We start from the raw sequence: 19,642 nt of genomic DNA, 5'->3' as shown, positions 1-19,642 counted from the left end.
AGTAAGCGATGGATTTTGAAGTATTTCTGAATGGATAAATAGCTTTTCAAAATGAGATTTATGCTAATTCAATAATCATGTCATTCAGTAATATCAAAGATACTTTCTGTAATTCTTCTTTATTCTCGTTCAAAAAAGCCTTTATCTTACTGGATTCATCTACTAACTCTAAACAAACAGGATTTTCAGATGACGGAATTTCAGAAATATTGTATTGGATAGAACCGTTATTTAAATATCCGCTTTTAGCAGTAAAAATATTGGCTTGATGGATAGCGTTTTGTTTCGCCTTTTTCAAAAGATATTCTCCAAGATTATTATTCCAAAGTTTCCTCCAAAAGTTCTGCCCAACTACTGATTGTCCGTATCTAAAGTATATTTTTGCAATGGCTAAATTTTCTGCGTTCATAATTTTAAAATTATAGTTCATTTAGTCTTTTTCCGGTGTAGTTTCCAAACCTGTTGTGTTTAGGCTCACCGATCATCTGTCTGCCATAAATACTGCTATGACCTGAGAATAAATAAGCAACAACGCACGCAATGGCTACATAAACCCCACAATCACTCCCGAAAAGTTCAATTGCCATAATACTACAAGCCAGAGGTGTATTGGTAGCGCCTGCAAAAACTGCTACAAAGCCCATTCCTGCCAAAAGCCCTGTTGGTAAAGGAATAAAATAGCCCAGCGAATTTCCCAATGCAGCTCCGATAAAAAATAAAGGTGTCACCTCACCACCTTTAAATCCTGCGGCTAATGTAACAATGGTAAAAATCATTTTTAATGCAAAATCGTAGGCTGGTAATTGCTGTTCAAAAGACGAAACAATGGTAGGAATTCCTAAACCGATATATTTTGTCGTTCCTAAAGCCCAAACTGCGGTTGCAACTAAAATACCTCCAACCAAAGGACGTAAAGGTGGGTAAGAAATTTTTGCTTTGAAAATTTTACCCACACGATGAATGGTTTTGCTGAAAATTGCAGCACATAGCCCGAAAGCTATTCCGGCAAGAATGGCGTATAAACCATTTAAAAATGAAAAATCAGGAATGGTCGGAATATGATAATGGGTATGTCCGGTTTTCCAAAGTTTGGTGACTAAGTCTGCGATGATTGCCGATGCAAATGCCGGAAAAATCGAATCATATTTTAGTCTGCCAATCAGAAAAACTTCCAGACCGAAAATGGCTCCGGCTAGCGGCGTTCCGAATACAGAACCAAAACCGGCAGCAATGGCGGCAATAATTAAAACTTTTCTTTCATTTAGATTGAGTTTTAGTGGCTTGGTAAATTGGTCGGCAATAGAACCTGCCATTTGTATCGCTGTTCCTTCTCTTCCCGCAGAACCTCCAAAGAGGTGGGTAGCCAAAGTTCCGAGATAAACAAAAGGCGCCATCCGAAAAGGAATGATTTCTTTAGGGTCGTGAATAGTATCAATCAGCAGATTATTTCCTGCTTCAACTTCTTTACCAAATTGATGGTAAATATATCCGATTACGAACCCTGCAACCGGAAGTAAGGCAATCAACCAAAGGTGATTTTCCCTGAAATCTGTAACCCAGCCTAATGTTTTTAAAAATAATGCGGACGCAGTTCCGATACAAGCACCTATTACAAGGCTAATGAATAACCATTTGATGATATAGGGAAGTGATGGATAAGCTCTAAAAAAAGCTTTTGTTCTGATAAAGGATTTTTGCCCTTTCGATTTTTGATGATAATGCATAATATATCCTGACTAAATGATTGAACATTCAATTTTAATCAGGCGCCATCAGCTTTTTAGGGCGGTTGGGTAAGGGAGACACCATTCCCTTTTTTTGAATAATCAAAGGTAATAAAAATCAATGACCTACGACATAATCTTTAAGAATTTTTGCTATTCCAAGCTCACAATTGATTCTGTTTTTTTCACTCATTGCTGGGAATGGAACACTTTTAATAAATAAATCTTCTGGTAAATTTGCTCTTTCTACCGCCATTAAAACAAAGTTTTCAATATCCTTCATTATAATGATAATACATTTGGGACGGTATATTCTTAATCTTTTCGAAAGCGAGTCAACACTTTCAGAACGTTGTTTTTGTCTGATTTTTTTATCCTTTCGGTCAATTACTTCAGTCACCAAATATTCAATTTTGCATTTCATTTCCTTAAAAAATGCTAAAAAATCAATATCGGTTTCAAAGTTTCCAAATTGCATTTCAAAGGCAGACTTTACACTCCTATACAAAGGTGTATTACATTTGTAAAAAGATTTTGTATCAGAAGCTTTTGCTTCTGTGATCAGTAAGATTTCTGTTGGCATTTCAAAAAGTAATATTTATTATCACCTGATCATTTCATTGACTGAACGATTTTATAGTTAGCCATGCTGACTTTATCCACACTTAAATCGTTGTTCAAAACATAAAGGAACTTTCCGTATTTCGAAAAAACGATGGCTTGTCTTGGTTCTTTAAAACCTTTGATGGTTTGGATATTCTTATTGGTTTTAACGTCAACTACTGAAATAGTATTATCAATTTTGTTACCGCTTAACACAAATTTTCCATCTGGAGACAAACTTGCTCCGTAATTATCTTTCCCAACAGGAATGCGATAAGCAATCTTTTTACTGGCGATGTCTACTATAAGCAGTTCATTTGTTCCGCTGTTCGCTGCATATAAGGTTTTACCGTCCTTACTAATCGAGATGGCCCGGATTTTATTGAAACCCTCCACTTCTCCTTCTATTTTTAGCGTTTTAACATCAACAACGGTGATATGGTCGTTTCCAAAATTGGTCACATAGAGCTTTGTATTATCAGGATTAAATTTCACCCCTTGCCTGGGCTGATGAAAGCCAGTAATGATATTCTTGACCTCAGATGTTTCTGGATTGACCAAGGTTACCGTATTAGTCGCTTCATTGTTGATAAACAGCTGTTTCCCATCTTTTGAGATAGCAGTCCCAAATGCACCATAGCCAACCGGGTATTTTTTAATCAGCTGATAATTGTCAGAATTATAAACCATCAGATATCCAAGACTACTATCGGTAATGTAAATTAGCTTTCCATCCGGAGAGAAAAGGATATTTCTGGGGTTGACAAAACCTTTGATTGTAGTTTTTAACTCGGCTTTGGATAGGTCATAAATTTTAATTTCTGTAGAATCACTGTAAGAAGCCGCCGCTATTTTTTCATCAGGGCTAACTGCAAGTGAATTATTTTTAATATCCCCATCGAATGGAACTTGTGCGAACGCTTTTATTGTAAAGCTTAAAAGTATCAGTGAAATTTTAAATGGTAGTGATTTCATATTATTTCTTGTTTAGTGAAGTATGATATTAATTTGTTCAAATACATTAAGCAATAGATTCTTAACTGGCAAAAGAAGTTACCGCCCATAATGCAGCAGCAGAAATGATGCCCCAAAGTACAACGCCCTGAATCAAAGGTCTAAAACCAACGCTCATCAGTAATTTTCTATTCAGACCGCAGCCAATTAAAAATAAAGTTAAGGTTAGCCCTGCTTTGGCAATACCGGTAAGGTAATGACTGAAATTCTGAACAAAAGGAATATAGGTATTGACAATCATAGCCAAAACAAATAAGCCTATAAAGTAGGGGATTTTCACTTTACTGCCTTTGTTTTTGAAAAGGAATGTAGATAGAAATGCTATAGGAATAATCCATAAAGCACGCGCCAACTTAACAGTAGTTGCTACTTCCAAAGCCTGAGTTCCGTATTTGCTTGCTGCTCCCACTACTGAACTGGTGTCGTGAATGGCAATGGCACTCCATAAACCAAACTGGGTCTGAGACAAATTCAGGGCGTGACCAATTATTGGGAAAATGAATAAAGCAATTGAATTAAGAATGAAAACCGTACCTAATGCCACTGATATTTGTTTTTCCTCAGCTTTAATGACAGGAGAAACAGCAGCAATAGCACTTCCTCCGCAAATAGCGGTTCCTGCAGAGATCAGATAGGAACTCTTTTTGTCAATTTTGAGGAATTTTCCCATCAAATATCCTATAACCAAGGTTCCAATAATAGAAACTATAGTGAAAAGGATTCCTTCTTTACCAGCCTTCATTGCACTGGTCACGTTCATTCCAAATCCTAAACCAACCACTGAAACCTGTAGTAGAATGTGCGTCGCCTTATGATTGAGATGAAGGTAAGGATGGCCAATGAACTGTGCGATGACAAGCCCCATCAATAATGCAATAGGCGGAGATATTAAAGGAGATAGGCAGAATACGACTGCTAACAAAAAAATAACTTCACGAGTTGTAATACTTCGATCTAGAAGACTTTTGAATCGATTAAGCTTATTGGGCTTTTGAGTGTCTTGTTCCATAATGACTTTATATTTTAATGATACAAATGTCATCATTTGGAAAGTCTGGCAGAAATTGCTATTCGTTATCTGTCATTACCTAAAGTTATAACTTATCGCAAATCTCATAAACAAATCAGAAAGATTTTCGCTGTCACCCTGATTTTGAATAAAGTTAAATTCTCGTTCTATACTTAGTCCTTTTACTTCTACAACAGTACATTCATTGTTTTTTAGTTCTTTGAAAATGGAATATATGGAAAGAAAAGCCAAGGCTTCTGAATTGAGCAGGTACATTTTGATGCTTTCCGAACTGTCCAACTGCATTTCTAAATTGAGATTACTTATTTTTATACCAGACTGTTTGAGAGCGTGTGCAATGACTTCAAGTGTCCCAGAACCCGGTTCACGTAAAAGAAAACTATACTTTATTAGATCTTCTACTTTTACAGATGATTTTTTTGAGATCGAATGTCCATTTTTTGCAACCAATACGAGTTCATCCTTTATAAAGGCGGAGTATTTGAATAAGGTGCTTCTCGATTTTCCTTCTATAATTCCTAAATCAATATTTTTATTCTGCAAAGCAATCTCTATTTGCTCTGTGTTTCCTGTAACCAACTGAACTTTTACCTTGTCGAACTTACGGTGAAATGCTGCCAATATAGGAGGCAGCAGGTATTGTGCTGCGGTAGTACTTGCGCCAATTCGCAGCGTTCCTGATTTGTTTTGAGTAAAAGCATTGAGATCAAATTCCATATTCTGATAGATTGAAAACAACTGTTCCGAATACTGTAATAAAGTTTCGCCTGCGGGTGTAAGTTTAATTTTTGTTCCGTTCCGGTCAAACAGTTTTACCTTGAAATAATTTTCAATCTCCTTAATGTGCTTGGTAACTGCAGGCTGTGTGATATACAGTTCTTCCGAAGCTTTGGTAAAGTTGAGCCTTTTGGCAACGGTAAAAAATACTTTCAATCTGAAATCAAACATCTGCTATTTTATTTTCTTTGAAATGTACAAAATAAAAAATTCTGAATTGTATTAAAAGGTGTAGAATGGTCGAGATATTTGAAACTCTTTAGCTCAAAAGATCTCTCAAAAACTTTTTTCAGTGATTCCTCGGTAAATTGTTTGGTATCGAGACCACTGCATTTGGTTGGACCATTATCGGAGAATGTTCCCATAATCAAAAATCCATCTTGAGTGATAGTCCTTTCAGCAATTGAAACATATTTTTTGACATTTTCTTCAGCCGTTAAAAAATGAAAAGCCGCTCTGTCATGCCACAGGTCATATTTTTGTCTTGGTATAAATTCAGTAATATCAGTTGCAATCCAATTTACCAGCTTACTTTTTTCTCCCAATCTGTTTTGGTTTTTTTGAAGTGCAGTTTCAGAAATATCTAGGACAGAAATATTCGTATAGCCCATCTCCAGAAGAACATCTACCAAATGGCTTTCTCCACCACCAATATCGATGATATGTGCTGAAAGAGGTAAGTTTAATTCCTTTATCAACTCAATGGAAGCTTTCGGATATTCTTGATACCAGCTTACTTCATTCTCGTTTTTGCTTTGGTAAATGGTATTCCAGTGTTGTGTTGAAGTTTTATCTGTATTCATTCTTATTTAAATATTTTTTATCCCAAATAAATGTCCGACTAAAGCTGTTGCAGCCATTGCTATTGTTCCCCAAAAGCACATTCTGAGAACCGCAACTATGATTTTTGAACCTCCTGTTTTTGCAGTAACTGCACCCAGCAACATCAAAAACACGATAGACAAAGTATATTGATAATAAACCATTGTTTTTAATGGAGCAAATATAGAAACTATAAAAGGCAAAATCCCCCCCGCTGTAAAAGACGCAAAGGATGCTAAAGCTGCCTGTAAGGGTTTTGCCTGTGTAATTTCGTTAATGCCCAGTTCATCTTTGGCGTGGGCCTCCAATGCATTGTGATTGGTCAATTCTTTTGCTACCTGCAAAGCTGTTTGCATACTTACGCCTCTACTTTCATATATTTTTGCTAGTTCTGCTAATTCCATTTCGGGCATTTCTTTTAACTCTTTCTCTTCTCTCAACAAGTCGGCCTTTTCGGTGTCTGCCTGCGAACTGACAGAAACATATTCTCCTGCGGCCATAGACATTGCCCCGGAAACCAAGCCCGCCAATGCGGCAAGAATAATCGTATTTCTTTCTGAACTGGCTGCTGCAACACCAATAGCAATACTTGTTACAGATAAGATGCCGTCATTTGCTCCAAGAACTGAAGCTCGTAGCCAACCTACACGATTGGTATAATGTTTTTCTAAGAAATTTGTATGCATTAGTATTACTGTAGTTCTTTAATTTTTTCCTTCATTTTTTTTATCTCTTCTTCTTGAGATTTTATGATATTTTCTGATAATATCTTCACTTCTGGATCTTTGATCTCAGCATGTTTGCTTGTCATAATAGCAGAAGAATGATGTGGAATCATTGCTTTCATATATTGAATATCGCTGACGAAAGTTTGATTTCGCAGAAAAATAAATGCAACGATAAATACAGTAATTCCACTACCAATGATAATGGAATTAAGTTTTTTATTATGATACATATTGCCCATCATCAATATCATTAACACGGCCATCGGAGACACCATTAGCAATGTCATGTACGTTCGGGTTAAACTTATATAAACATGAGCAATTTCGTCAACATTTAAAAACATGACGAGATACATGATGATAAATGAAATTATCAGTGTAAAAAAAAGCTTTCTATAAACAGTATTATCTTGTTTTTTGTGATTCATATTTTCCATTTTATTCTATTTTAAAGTTGTAATTGATTAAATGGAACAGCTAATTGTTATATTTTCAGTGGAAACAATTGCAGTTCCATTTATTTATAGTAAATCAAATAATTATCCAAAAACTTATAATATTATTATTAATACACAAGTGACAATCCGGCTCCCCATCCCATATCACTATCATAATGAGCCCGGATTCCGATGTTTTTATTGATAATGTATTTGAGTTCTCCCATATATTCTTTGTCGGTATTCACCATAAATCCTCCTCTCAATCTCTTAGAAATCGGAATGTCCTCACGCATCAATGCCAATCTTACAATACCGTCGTGATAAACCTCTGCCTGAAAATTGACCAGCATTGGTAAAGTGTACATTACACCTAAACTAAAGGCCCTTCGGGTATCTTTCTCATTGGTTTGGCCAAACAGGTTTTTTTCCTGCTGGTCAATTCCCATTTTACGGTATCGCCAGTCATAACCAATAAAAGGCATCAGCCACTGCATTTTTCCGATGTATCTGCCAAGATGAGTTTCCACTTCATAACCGTGCATACTGTTGTAGCCTAATCGCCATTCTGTACCCAAACTCCATCGGGCATTCTGCAACATAGCCTGACCGTCGTTTCCATTGGTCGCAAAATCATTTTCTGCCATAAAGTGAGGCATATTGCTTTCTCTTTGCAACATATTATAGGCTTGTTTCTTGTCTGGCAAATTTGGATTTTGATAATCACCGACCGAAAAAACACGGTTCATACCCGACATCATATGATAAAGGATATGGCAATGGAAAAACCAGTCTCCTTCTTCATTTGCGAGGAATTCAATGGTATCGGTCTCCATCGGCATAATATCGAGTACGTTTTTTAGCGGCGATTTTTCTCCTTTTCCATTTATTACCCTGAAGTCAAACCCGTGAAGGTGCATCGGATGGCGCATCATCGAATTATTATAAATGGTAATGCGTAAAACCTCACCTTTTTTTACGGGTATCTTGTCCGTTTCGGAAAGGATTTTATTATCCATACTCCAAACATAGCGGTTCATATTTCCGGTTAGTGTAAATTTCAATTCTTTTACAGGAGCCTCCTTTGGCAATGTAGTATTATATGGAGATTGCAACATTGAATAATTTAGAGTTGTAATATCTCCCAGGGCATTTGCATTGTATCTATTCGGGTCGGTGTCCATTTTCATTCCAGATTCCATATCCATATTATGCTGGCTGTGATCTTCTTTCTTTCCGGCTGGTCCCGTAATTTCGGGATACATCACTACGTTCATGTCCATTTTGTTCAGGCTCATCTTCATGCCCATATCATCCAGATCTCCGTTCATTTTCATCATACCGTTCATCATTTTCATTCCTTCAAAATATTTAAGACGGGGAAGAGGGGAAATCAACTGTTTAACACCATTTCCAACAAAATAACTTGCAGACTGTGTTCGGTCTTCGGTTGTTGCCAAAAATTCATAAGCCACGCCATCGGCAGGAATCGTAACCACAACATCGTAAGTTTCTGAAACACCAATAATCAACCGGTCAACATCTACAGGTTCTACATCATTGCCGTCATTAGCGACTACTGTAATCTTTCCACCTGCGTAACGCAACCAGAAATAAGAAGAAGCTCCACCGTTGGATATTCTTAACCTCACTTTATCGCCTGCTTTCAATGATTTGCCATCGATGGTTTTTAAATCTGTGGTATTGTTTCCATTCATTAGTACTTTGTCATAGTAAACATCGCTTACATCCATTGCCAGCATACGTTTCCATTCGTTTTTTAGCTTGGTTTTAAAATAACCCTCACGAATGGCTTCTGCATAAGACTGTGTTGAATTCTTCTTAATCGCTGCCCAGTCGTTGGCATTATGCAGCATTCTGTTGATATTTTTTGGATTGAGGTTGGTCCATTCGCTTAAAACAATGGGAACTTCAGGTAAATCATCTATTCCTTTTCTAAACGTCTTATCGTCCTTTCTTTTCTTCATTACAAAGTTTCCGTACATCCCAATCTGTTCCTGTAATCCAGAATGCGAATGGTACCAGTGCGTTCCGCTTTGTATAATAGGAAAACGATAGGTATAGGTAGCCCCGGGAGCTATCGGTTTTTGGGTAAGCCAGGGAACTCCGTCTTCTTTGTTGGGGAGAAATACACCGTGCCAATGCAGCGATGTGCTTTCTTTCAATTGATTATGAACAACAATTTCGGCTGTATCACCCTCGGTGAAAGTGAGCGTAGGCATCGGGATTTGACCGTTTACGGCAATCGCTCTTTTTTGCTTACCTGCATAATTGACAAGCGTATCTTTTACATACAATTCGTAATGCACCACTTTCTGTGCAAACAGGGTTTGTGCGCAAAGCAGTAGCAATACCGTTTGCAGCATTTTTATGGGTATATTCTTATATCTGTTCATTGATTTTAAAAATTTTATTTAATACTGTCTTCCATTACGCCAAACCATTTCACCAAAACTTGCTTATCCTCTTGCGACAATACTGCATTGCGATGAATTAGTGTATATGACGATAAGGGCATTTCTCCGTCCTTGACCTGTCCCGCCATAGCCCTGAACTTATTTCGCTGCTTGCGGGGGGAATACTCCCCAAAGTTGCTGAAGTTGAGTTCCTCCTTACCTTTTTTGATATGCTGCGCCATATACCATGACCCCGGCTGGATGCGGCTATACCACGGATAATGGGTATTGTTGCTATGACAGTCGTAGCAGGATTGGACAAGGACAGCCTTTACATTTTGGGGTACGGCATACACCTTTTCAATATGAGAGGCTGTCACTTCATCCGACTTGTTCTGTAACGGTTGAAAAAACTGTATGCCGATTAAGATAATAGTCAACCCCAATATGATTTTCTTCGTTAAGGACATATTAATTAAAGGTTTTTTCCACCATACCGCAGGTAATCATTTTTGAACCGTAATAAGGATTTTTGATTGCTTTGCTTTCGCTTAACCAAATAGCTCCTTTGCCATCATTGAACATTGGGCAATGATCCTGATAGAGTGCCTGCGGAGAACCGAACAGCGTAATAAGATCACTGATATCTTCACTTAATGATGCCAGATGCTCTCTCTGATGATCAATTTTACCTGCATTGTCGCCAATATGCTCTGCGTTTTCCTTTATATCATCTGTTATGTCCATGTATTTTTTGTGATTATCGGCAGGGACGGTTTTCATGTCCACTTTATTCAGGGTGGCAAACAGCTTTTTACCTGCATCGGCAGCAGCATTAGCATCGTCTGAAACAAGAGCGTTCTTCAGTGACAGATAATCAGCCACTATGGGCGCAATAGAAAAACCACCAGTTGCTGTTTCTCCTGCATTCTTACCGATGGATGTATCAGGCGTAGCTGGTAAGGGCACTGTGTCATTCACTTTTGACTGAGAAGGTGCCTGCTCGCCCGAAGTGGCAGTTGTATTATTTTCGGACAGCTCGTTGTTCTTAGTTGACGACTGATTACATGAAGCTGCTATAAATACTGTGATAACAGCGAAGATTGATATTGTTATATTTTTCATTTTTATTTACTTTTTGATTTTTAATAAACTTGCATTAATAGCCACTACAATGGTACTTATGCTCATCAGTACAGCACCCATTGCCGGGCTTAAAATAAATTTCGGATAGAGTACACCTGCGGCAAGAGGGATTGCTACCACGTTGTAGCCAACCGCCCATATCAGGTTTTGTACCATCTTTTTATAAGTAAGTTTGCCGAAGTCAATCAGTTTGACCACATCTCTGGGGTCACTGTCCACCAATATAATGTCCGCAGTTTCGGCTGCCACGTCTGTACCGGAACCTACGGCAATGCCAACATCTGCCTGTGCCAACGCAGGAGCATCATTTACGCCATCGCCTGTCATTGCCACAACTTCACCTTTGTTTTGAAATTCCTTTACTTTTTCCTGCTTATTGTGCGGAAGTACATTTGCCAAATACCCATCCATTCTCAATTTTCCAGCTACCGCAGCAGCAATCTTTTCATTGTCGCCTGTAAGCAAAAAGGATTTGATATTCAATCGTTTGAGGTCGTCAATAGCTTGCTTTGAACCCTCACGGATACTGTCTGCCAAAGTGATGATACCTGCTACTTTATTTTCGATTAAAACAAAGTTTACCGTTTCGGCTTCCTGATTGATTTCAGTTGGGATTTCGGGCAGTGAAAGGTGCTTTTCGGCGAAATAATTCGGTCCCGCCGCTACGACATTTTTCCCGTTTACAACACCTTTTACACCTATGCCCTGCATATAGCTAAAGTTTTCAGACTTCCATAGGGTGAGGCTCCTTTCTTTCAATGCAGCCATAATACCTTTTGCGATATGGTGTTCTGAATTTTGCTGTACTGCGGCAGCATACTGGATAACCTCATCGGCATTATATTCATCTGTTAAAGGGAAAACCTTTTCTACTGCGTGGGAACCTTTGGTAAGCGTTCCGGTCTTATCAAAAATGATGGTAGATAGCTTCCGGGTCGTTTCAAATGCCGTGCGGTTGCGGATAAGCAGCCCATTGGTCGCCGATAGCGTTGTGGAAATAGCGACCACCAAAGGGATAGCTACGCCCAATGCGTGGGGGCAAGCTGTTACCATTACAGTAACCATTCGTTCTAATGCAAAAGCAATATCCCCATTGCTGGCATACCAATAAATGAATGTGCCTATGCCTACGGCAATAGCAATAAAGGTGAGCCATTTTGCTACTTTGTCCGCAAGGTTTTGTGTATTGGACTTGGTAGCCTGTGCCTCTTGTACAAGATTGATAACCCTGTTTAAGTAACTGTCTTTTCCGACCGCTGTTACCTTAACTTTTACCGCACCATCGCCATTGATAGAGCCTGCAATAACCTTACTGTTGGCTTCTTTTTTTACCGGAACACTTTCTCCAGTAAGCATACTTTCATTGATGTACGAAAGCCCCTCCAGTACCAATCCATCGGCAGGAATTTTTTCTCCCGGTTTTATGATAACCGTTTCACCGCTTTGCAGGTCTTCGAGCTTTATCTTTACAGCTTCTCCGTTCCGCTCCACGGTAACATCATTAGGCAGTAAAGCCACCAACGACTGTAATGCCCTCGATGCAGCCATTTGAGAACGCATTTCGAGCCAATGCCCCAATAGCATAATGTCAATAAGCGTGGCTAACTCCCAAAAGAAATCCATCCCCTGCAAACCAAACACAACGGCTACCGAATAGATATAGGCTACCGATATGGCGATGGCAACAAGGGTCATCATGCCTATGGCTTTGGCTTTTATCTCGCCAATCATTCCTTTTAGGAATGGCAAGCCTCCATAGATATACATAACCGTACCCAACGCAAGCAGCACATACTTATCGCCACTGAAAGTAAAGCTAAAGCCTAACCACTGCTGTATCATGTGCGACAGCAGCAGGATAGGAATTGTAATGATGAGGCTTACCCAAAAACGTGCGAGGAAATCGCCCGTATGATGCCCCTCATGTTTATCAAAACTTTCTTTAGCATGGTCAGGGTGAGCATGTCCCGAATGCCCATGTCCTGATGTGTGTTCATGAGAGGCTGACGTACCGCCTATGGGAACCAATGCCATGCTGCAAAGGGGGCATTTTCCCGGTTCGTCTTTTAGCACCTGCGGGTGCATAGGACAAGTGTACTTGTTCATAATTGTAAGTTTAGGATTTACTTGCCAAGAATTTCAACTGTACTACCACAGGTAAGCATTTGTGAACCGTAATACGGATTTTTAACCGCATTCTCTTTGCTTAACCAGTTTGCTCCGCCATTATACATTGGGCAATGTTGATAATAAACGGGTACATCCTGTTTAGATACTTTAGCCAATGTGTAAATATTGCCCGAGAGTTTGGCAAAAGCATTTCTCTGTTTTGCAACATCTTTTGATTTTGATATACTTTCTGTATTGGCTGCTAAGTCTTTCATTATTTTCATCCAAACAGCATGCTCTTCTACCGATAGCTTACTCATATCAACTGGTTTAATGGATGCCGACAATTCAGCAGCTTTGGCGGATGCGGTCGCCGCATCTGTTTTTATCAAAGCATCTTTAACTGAAAAATAGTTGTCAAATACAGGTTTTAGTTGTGATTGATTTTGAGTAGCATTCTTGTTACCCTGTGCTGTCATTTCACTATGATTGTGATTGCCATGCCCGGCGTTCATATCCATTCCTGCCTCTTTGTTTTTGGCAGTTGGCTTCAACGCTCTATCATACTGGCAACAACCGGGTAATTTTGCATATACATCATCTGGCGCCAAGAACTTCTCGCTATCATAACCTGCTAAGGCGATACGTTTCAGGATTTCATCCTGATTTGTTTTGTCGCCGTCATAGGTGAGCGTAGCCATCTTGGTATCTTTGTTCCAGTCCACACTGGCTACCTTTTTTACGTTACCTGCTTTTTCGATGGTGGTTTTGCACATACCACAATTTCCGTAAATCTTTACGGTTTCTGTTTTCGCATTCTTGATTTGTGCGAAGCCGTTTATTGATGATAGTAATACAGCGATTACCATCACTATTTTTGATAATGATTTCATAATAATTACATTTTAAGAAATGGGGCATTAGCAAACCCATTTCTGTTTGAAATTTTAAATAAATGATACAAATTAGGGATTAAAAAAAGCCGGAACAGCTTTTGACAAGACGTACCTATGGCTGTCAAGTCATAATTTTAGCTTATTTTAGGGGGAAGCCAAATGGAGAAAAAGCCTGAAGAATAATAGGCTTCTTTGAAACCGAATTTTTGCTTTTTGGTTTCAGCAAAATAGTTCTTTGCTTTTAATTCTATTGCGATTGGTACACTTAAAGAATTTGGTGAAGAAACGCCGCACTTACACGAGTTATGCTTACAATTACCACCGCAGCCATTTCCATCTTTACATTTTTTACAGGATTTGGTTTTGCAACAATCCTTTTTTTCTGCTTTCTCGTGATGATTTTTTGAAAATTTCTGTTGTTCCGTTTTAATTGGAGCTTTTGAACAGGCATAGCTTATGTTGGGAGCCAATAGAAATCCCCAAAATAGCCATAGAACTATGGTGATATGTTTGTTCCAATTTTTCACTTAGACAAATTTATGAATTTATTTTTTTGTGATTATTAAATATAAACTGTAAAGTTTATACAAAGTTAAAATTGAATTTAGAAAAATTTCTGAATTTTATAACTTTGTGCTGATTTCTTTTTAAATCAATCTAATTATTGCAATATCTCTTCTTTAGCCACAAGCTGGCTTTTACCAATAAAATAAGCACGGGAACTTCTATTAATGGACCAATTACGCCTACAAATGCCTGCGGAGAGTGAATGCCAAAAACAGCTATTGCTACTGCTATCGCCAATTCAAAATTGTTGCCTGTAGCTGTAAAGGCTATTGAGGCATTTTTGTCGTAAGGAACTTTCAGCGTTTTATTGATATAGAAGCTAACAAAAAACATTAGTACAAAATAGATGATTAAGGGTATGGCAACTTTTATCACATCCATTGGCAATTCTAATATTTTATCGCCTTTCAGACTGAACATTAATACGATTGTAAACAATAAAGCATACATTGTAATGGGTGATATTCGGGGTATAAACTTATTAATTCCTTGATTACATCTTTGTACTTGGCCAATTTATCAGAACCCTTACTCAAATATGCTTTTGTCTTTAAAATTCTAAATTATTAGTTTTTATTGAAAGTCTTCGTCTTGTTCCAATCTCAGGCAAATATTTATCATCAATTGCTTCACCCAATAAACTTATTTCTCAAGTGCCTTACATAGCGTACTTCTCATTAAAAAATATAGCCAGCCCAACTAGGGGTAGCATCCTTACTCATTATTATAATGAATAGCTGGATCAAAAACAGCTTCATCATAAAGTTCAAATATGGTTTCCCGTAAACAAAAATAAAGGTAAAATTGAGTAAAGTTCAATAATTCCTTTATTAGTCTCAAAAATGAGAAAATGAAAACATAGTAGGGCTTTTCATCCAAATAATAATCATACAATGTTGCAAAAGTTACTGTTAAGGATAAACGCACTAAGAAAGTTTTATGGAAATTTTTAGCTAAATTTATAAAAGTACATTATTTCTTTTAAACGAGCTTGGAGTTGATAATAAATCAACTCCAAGCTGAAAATTACCTATTTTTACTATTATAATAGTCAAAATAACTTAATAAAATCATTATGGCAAGAGGATTCGAACTTGAATTACAAATCATAAAGTATTAAAAACCAATATATTGAAAATTAGAGCTCTTAAAATATTAGGACAAAAGTTCGAAAAATTGCTCCCGTCAACATATCGCAAAAGGATTCGAACTCTCCGAAAACCTACACAAACAACTCATAATCAAATATTTAATTTCAAAATCCAATTCAAATCTTGTATCAGACGGTTCGAAGATAATCCTTCCAAGTTCACTTAAGCCTCATAATTTTGTTATGAGGTTTTTTGTTTATAATATTTCATTGATCTGCACTCTTACCCTTTTTCCTTTTTTAGATATTCAATAAATTTTGAAGGAGGAATTCCCATTTTGTCTATAAAAATTCTGCTGAAAACTGTATGAGAAGAAAAGCCGCATTCTTCGGCAAGATAGCTAATTTTGTAATTGAGATATTCCGGGTTTTGTTTTAATTTTATAACGATATAATCTATTCTTAACTGATTTAAATAACCATTAAAATTGCTTTCTTTATGTTTTTTAATAATAGACGACAGATAGTTCGTATTGGTTCCTATCTGTGCAGAAAGAGAACTTAAAGAAACTGCAGGAGATAAAAACTGCTGTTTCTTTTCAAACTTACTCAGTTTGTCCAGAATTTCCTGTTCTTTTTCGTCAGAAAGATTATTTCTATAGATTTTAGGTTCTCCTTCATCCTGTTTCTGTTTTAGAATTTCCTTTTCAAAATCTGCATTAATTTCCATAAACCTTTTTTTATACTTTCTTAAGGTGAAGAAACGATGGATTAAAAATGCTGTAAGCGATCCTAAAAGCAGTATGGCAACCCAAAGATAAGTCATGAAATTTCTTGTATGGTTTAATTCATATTCAAGAGGCTCTATCTGATCCAGACTGTACAGCTTCGAAATAAATTCCGCCTTGGAATCATAATTCAGTTTTTTGTTTTTTTCCTGATAGAGTTTTGAATATTTGAGATAATTGGCATTGTCGCCTAATTTATCGGCATTTTCCATTGCTATCCGGTAAAGCTCAAGCTCGATATTTACAAAATCTATATTCAGAACAATTGTATTAAGCCCCTGTTCGCAGTATTTTAAAGATTCTTTATAATTTTTCTTCAGTTGATAGGCTCTTGCCAGATAATATAAATCATAAAAAACTCTGGCTTTGTCATTTTTAGATTCGTTTTTATCTTTTGTTGCTTTCTGTATTGCCAAATCCAGTTTTCCGAGAAGAATAAAATAATCTGCTTCAGTACAGCCGATAATATCATCTTTATCTTTTTGTAACAGTGTTGAATTTTTTATTTTGTTGAGGTAAATTCCTGCTGAATCCAGTTTTTTCTCGTAATCGTAACTCAGAAAAATATTTTTGTATTTAATACATTTATAAAAAGTTAACTGATACTTTTTTTCAGGGGAAATGTCTGTGTGTGAAGAAAGATAATCATCTATATTTTTAATAGCTCTCTGATAACTTTTGATGGATTTTCCGAAATTTCCTAACAGAGCATAGATTGCGTCATCGTCTCCTCCGGAAAGCAGTTCTTGTATTTCATCTGTTTTTTCAACAGATTTAAGCCTGTTTCGTTTTTCTATAAGCTGAAGCGAATATCTATATCTGTTTTGCAATGCGTATATGACAGCAATGATATTCAGGTTTGTTTTTTCAAAAGTAACATTTCCTGTCTTTTTAGCATACACATTGGATAAGTTCAGGTATTGTATTGCCTTCTCATAATTATTAACCGTTTCAAACCAGTATTTTAATGCATAAATATTATAGCACTTTGTTTTCTCTTCATCAGATAATTTCCGGCTGAGCATTTCATCGCAGTAGATTTTTGGATTGATGTCCGAATAACATTTTTGCACAAGAACGTCCACAGAATATTTTTTCAGAGAATCTGTATTATTATAAACATTCTTCTGTTCTCCTTTTGCATATACACAAAGGCAGTATAACATCAAAACGAAAAATCGGGTAATAAATAAACGGTTCATCATCTTCAGGTTTTACACAAAATTAATGTTTCAGTTTTATATTCCTGTTATTCATAAAAGATTAAAATATTTTTGATTATCCGTAATTAAGGATTATAAGAATAAAAAACGCCCCAAATTAATTTGGGGCGCAATTCACAATTATTTCCAAAAAAATTATCCTGTTAAAATATTATAGTTTTGATGGTCTTACAACGTATTAAACTTTTACTCAGATAAAGATAATGCAACGATTTATAATCAATCTGCCGGAAATCAAGACTTCATAAAAGTTTAAGTTTCCAACCTATAAGTGTGACATCAAAAAGTTATTAGTAATTATCGGTTATCAGAATCCTTTCATTAATTGTTATAATTATCCGACACCCAATACGTTCCGTTGCTTGTGATGGTAACTTTATTAAGGTTCGCGCCCCATGCTATCTGGTAGTTTGTAACAGCCGGTAATCCGTAGGCGAACTGTCCGCTGTTTGCTGTATTATAAATCGGATAATTTGTCCAGATGTAGGTATATGCTCCCGACGGATAATTGGCTTCATAAGAATTATTGTAGATTTTCAGCTGTCTTCCTTTACATGTTGCAGGATCCGGCAATATTAAATTGGCTGCTGCATTGATTCCTAAAGGAAGTGTGTAAGGCGTTGCATTTCCTATAGAAACATTAAAGCCAAGCGCATTGGTAGATTTAGCCTGCCATTCTATTAGATAATCATCAGATTTAACGATATACGGCGGAGAACCTGCCTGATTATTATTGGCATTAAATGTTCCTCCTGCTCCCACAATCTTATAATCAACAAAAACAGCTCCTCCTGAACCTCCTATACAGTTCCATGCAGAACCATCGAATAGGGAAAGACATTTTTTGGTAGTATCATACACGATCATTCCGCGCTCTGAAGCCGCTGCACCCAATGCATTAATCTGTGTAGTCGTAAGTCTTGTTGGCAAAAATCCTTTATTTGTAGAGGATAATTCCAGCAAAGCTTTTGTGTTTTCTGTATTTTTATCTCCTATGGTAACGGAACCGCTGTTATGGATAAAAGTACCATCGCCGGTTGAAGGCTGGTTTTGGAAATACGCAATTTTGGTATCATCAAGACCGCTGTTGTATACCGCTTCTGTACCTACTGCTATTTTTTCAAGGGCAATTCCCGACTGAGCTTTTACATTAACCGCTGATGAAAGTGCAAATGCACCTGCAATGATAAATAATTTCTTCATTTTCTATATAATTTTATTTTATTTAACTATAAATTTGGTTTGATACTGGTGTTGAGCATCTCTAATCGTGAAAATATATACTCCCTCACTTAAAGGATTTATTCTGAGTTCCTGTACTCCTCTTCCGGTAATATTTATGTTCGAAAGAAGCTGAACCATGCTTCCTGCTGCGTTATACACTTTTACTTCAGCATTCTTGTAAGATTCTATGGAAGATATCTGGAGAACACCCTGTTTTGCCTGGGAAGCCGCTAATTTCGTAGTCTCTGTATTTACTAAATCTCTAATATCTTTTTCTTTTCCTCTGCTTATTTTCAGAAGACCAACTTTACCTTCTGTAACAGAAGCTTTATTACTTTGATGCAGTGCAGCGGTAAACAAAATCCCATTACCGTTTTCATGCTCTTTGTTTGCCGGCAATGTCAGACCTTGTAATTTTGCAATGCTTTCTGATAAATTCGCAATATCTTCATCAGCAAATAATTCGCAGACAGCTTTTGCTGTGTTGAAATCACTCACTTTCAGAACTACTAAATGATCTTCATTGTAATTAAAGGTATTTCCGGGATCTGTCCTGTTTTCGGGATTATTGGTATCAGTAAGACTGAATGCAAACTTCTTCCCCCTATTTTTTACCGACAGCTGTACAAAACTGTTTCCTTTGTACATAGAGGTAGGAACTTTCAGATCCAAAAGCTGAAGCTCTTTTGTTTCGTCCGCTTTGGAAAGATTAAGGATAAAAGAAACCAACAGGGTATTTTCATCTTTAGAAACTTTAGTGTAAACGTTTTGAACAGCTCCCAACTGTCCTATTACAAAATGTTTTCTGGTGGTACCATAACCCGGATAAGCCATCAGGTTTTCCGCAAACAAGCCTTCGTTCAGGCTTTGAACTGTTTTACCACTCGTGCTTTTAGTAGTGGCGTACTTTTCGTAATTTTCTGTTTGTAATGTCTGCTGGGCAAACATCCAAGAAGAAGATAACAAAAGTAATAATGCATATTTTTTGTTCATGAAAAATTATTATTTTAAAATTCTGCCTCTATAACATATTGAAATAAAAAATGT

At 37.0% G+C, this 19,642-nt stretch carries 18 protein-coding genes, 1 pseudogene and 1 riboswitch; all 19 genes and pseudogenes read right to left on the bottom strand.

All coding sequences use genetic code 11. The annotated features are described in order from the left end of the window. Window positions 1-58: 58 nt before the first annotated feature. The gene (locus tag KKI44_RS19780) at window positions 59-409 is read right to left on the bottom strand and encodes a DUF190 domain-containing protein (RefSeq protein WP_157761371.1); all 351 of its coding nucleotides are present in this window, start codon (window positions 407-409) and stop codon (window positions 59-61) included. 10 nt (window positions 410-419) lie between these two features. Continuing rightward, complete coding sequence (locus tag KKI44_RS19775) at window positions 420-1,724, bottom strand: voltage-gated chloride channel family protein (RefSeq protein WP_027374776.1); 1,305 nt, start codon at window positions 1,722-1,724, stop codon at window positions 420-422. Window positions 1,725-1,756: 32 nt separating this feature from the next. Next, a riboswitch (Fluoride riboswitch) is annotated at window positions 1,757-1,822 on the bottom strand. A 20-nt stretch (window positions 1,823-1,842) separates the two neighbouring features. Beyond that, the gene (locus KKI44_RS19770) at window positions 1,843-2,307 is read right to left on the bottom strand and encodes a hypothetical protein (protein WP_027374775.1); all 465 of its coding nucleotides are present in this window, start codon (window positions 2,305-2,307) and stop codon (window positions 1,843-1,845) included. Between the two features lie 29 nt (window positions 2,308-2,336). After that, window positions 2,337-3,302: a YncE family protein gene (locus tag KKI44_RS19765; RefSeq protein ID WP_027374774.1), complete on the bottom strand. Its 966-nt coding sequence runs from the start codon at window positions 3,300-3,302 to the stop codon at window positions 2,337-2,339. A 61-nt stretch (window positions 3,303-3,363) separates the two neighbouring features. After that, window positions 3,364-4,350 carry a YeiH family protein gene (locus KKI44_RS19760; protein ID WP_027374773.1) on the bottom strand — a complete coding sequence of 329 codons (987 nt, stop codon included), beginning with the start codon at window positions 4,348-4,350 and terminating at the stop codon, window positions 3,364-3,366. Window positions 4,351-4,425: 75 nt separating this feature from the next. Next, entirely contained in the window at window positions 4,426-5,319 is an 894-nt protein-coding gene (locus KKI44_RS19755; RefSeq protein WP_042723205.1) for a LysR family transcriptional regulator, read from the bottom strand. Window positions 5,320-5,327: 8 nt separating this feature from the next. Continuing rightward, window positions 5,328-5,951, bottom strand: a complete 624-nt coding sequence (locus tag KKI44_RS19750) for a class I SAM-dependent methyltransferase (protein WP_027374771.1) — start codon at window positions 5,949-5,951, stop codon at window positions 5,328-5,330. A gap of 6 nt (window positions 5,952-5,957) precedes the next feature. Further along, window positions 5,958-6,656, bottom strand: coding sequence for a VIT family protein (locus tag KKI44_RS19745; protein ID WP_027374770.1), 699 nt, complete (start codon window positions 6,654-6,656; stop codon window positions 5,958-5,960). Between the two features lie 5 nt (window positions 6,657-6,661). Continuing rightward, window positions 6,662-7,135, bottom strand: coding sequence for a DUF305 domain-containing protein (locus KKI44_RS19740; protein ID WP_051585158.1), 474 nt, complete (start codon window positions 7,133-7,135; stop codon window positions 6,662-6,664). A gap of 128 nt (window positions 7,136-7,263) precedes the next feature. Then, the gene (locus tag KKI44_RS19735; protein WP_027374768.1) at window positions 7,264-9,552 is read right to left on the bottom strand and encodes a multicopper oxidase domain-containing protein; all 2,289 of its coding nucleotides are present in this window, start codon (window positions 9,550-9,552) and stop codon (window positions 7,264-7,266) included. A 14-nt stretch (window positions 9,553-9,566) separates the two neighbouring features. Further along, entirely contained in the window at window positions 9,567-10,022 is a 456-nt protein-coding gene (locus tag KKI44_RS19730; RefSeq protein ID WP_027374767.1) for a heme-binding domain-containing protein, read from the bottom strand. 1 nt (window position 10,023) lies between these two features. Further along, window positions 10,024-10,677, bottom strand: a complete 654-nt coding sequence (locus KKI44_RS19725; protein WP_027374766.1) for a DUF3347 domain-containing protein — start codon at window positions 10,675-10,677, stop codon at window positions 10,024-10,026. Window positions 10,678-10,683: 6 nt separating this feature from the next. Continuing rightward, a complete protein-coding gene (locus KKI44_RS19720; RefSeq protein ID WP_201443577.1) occupies window positions 10,684-12,783 on the bottom strand; it encodes a heavy metal translocating P-type ATPase in 2,100 nt (699 codons plus the stop codon). Window positions 12,784-12,821: 38 nt separating this feature from the next. Continuing rightward, window positions 12,822-13,700 (bottom strand): DUF3347 domain-containing protein, encoded by an 879-nt coding sequence (locus KKI44_RS19715; RefSeq protein WP_027374764.1) that lies wholly within the window; start codon window positions 13,698-13,700, stop codon window positions 12,822-12,824. 137 nt (window positions 13,701-13,837) lie between these two features. Beyond that, window positions 13,838-14,230, bottom strand: coding sequence for a hypothetical protein (locus KKI44_RS19710; RefSeq protein WP_034722840.1), 393 nt, complete (start codon window positions 14,228-14,230; stop codon window positions 13,838-13,840). A 130-nt stretch (window positions 14,231-14,360) separates the two neighbouring features. After that, window positions 14,361-14,750: pseudogene (locus tag KKI44_RS19705) on the bottom strand (arsenic resistance protein); the annotation flags it as partial. An 893-nt stretch (window positions 14,751-15,643) separates the two neighbouring features. Further along, window positions 15,644-17,353 carry a helix-turn-helix domain-containing protein gene (locus tag KKI44_RS19700; protein ID WP_214588858.1) on the bottom strand — a complete coding sequence of 570 codons (1,710 nt, stop codon included), beginning with the start codon at window positions 17,351-17,353 and terminating at the stop codon, window positions 15,644-15,646. Window positions 17,354-17,692: 339 nt separating this feature from the next. Then, the gene (locus tag KKI44_RS19695) at window positions 17,693-18,574 is read right to left on the bottom strand and encodes a hypothetical protein (RefSeq protein WP_214588857.1); all 882 of its coding nucleotides are present in this window, start codon (window positions 18,572-18,574) and stop codon (window positions 17,693-17,695) included. Window positions 18,575-18,592: 18 nt separating this feature from the next. Further along, the gene (locus KKI44_RS19690; RefSeq protein ID WP_214588856.1) at window positions 18,593-19,588 is read right to left on the bottom strand and encodes a T9SS type A sorting domain-containing protein; all 996 of its coding nucleotides are present in this window, start codon (window positions 19,586-19,588) and stop codon (window positions 18,593-18,595) included. Window positions 19,589-19,642: the final 54 nt, after the last annotated feature.

Source organism: Chryseobacterium sp. ZHDP1 (genome assembly GCF_018603435.1).
In the GTDB taxonomy this organism is placed as follows: domain Bacteria; phylum Bacteroidota; class Bacteroidia; order Flavobacteriales; family Weeksellaceae; genus Chryseobacterium; species Chryseobacterium indicum.
The sequence above is the reverse complement of the archived record's forward strand: the minus strand, read 5'-3'. Positions and strand labels throughout refer to the sequence as shown.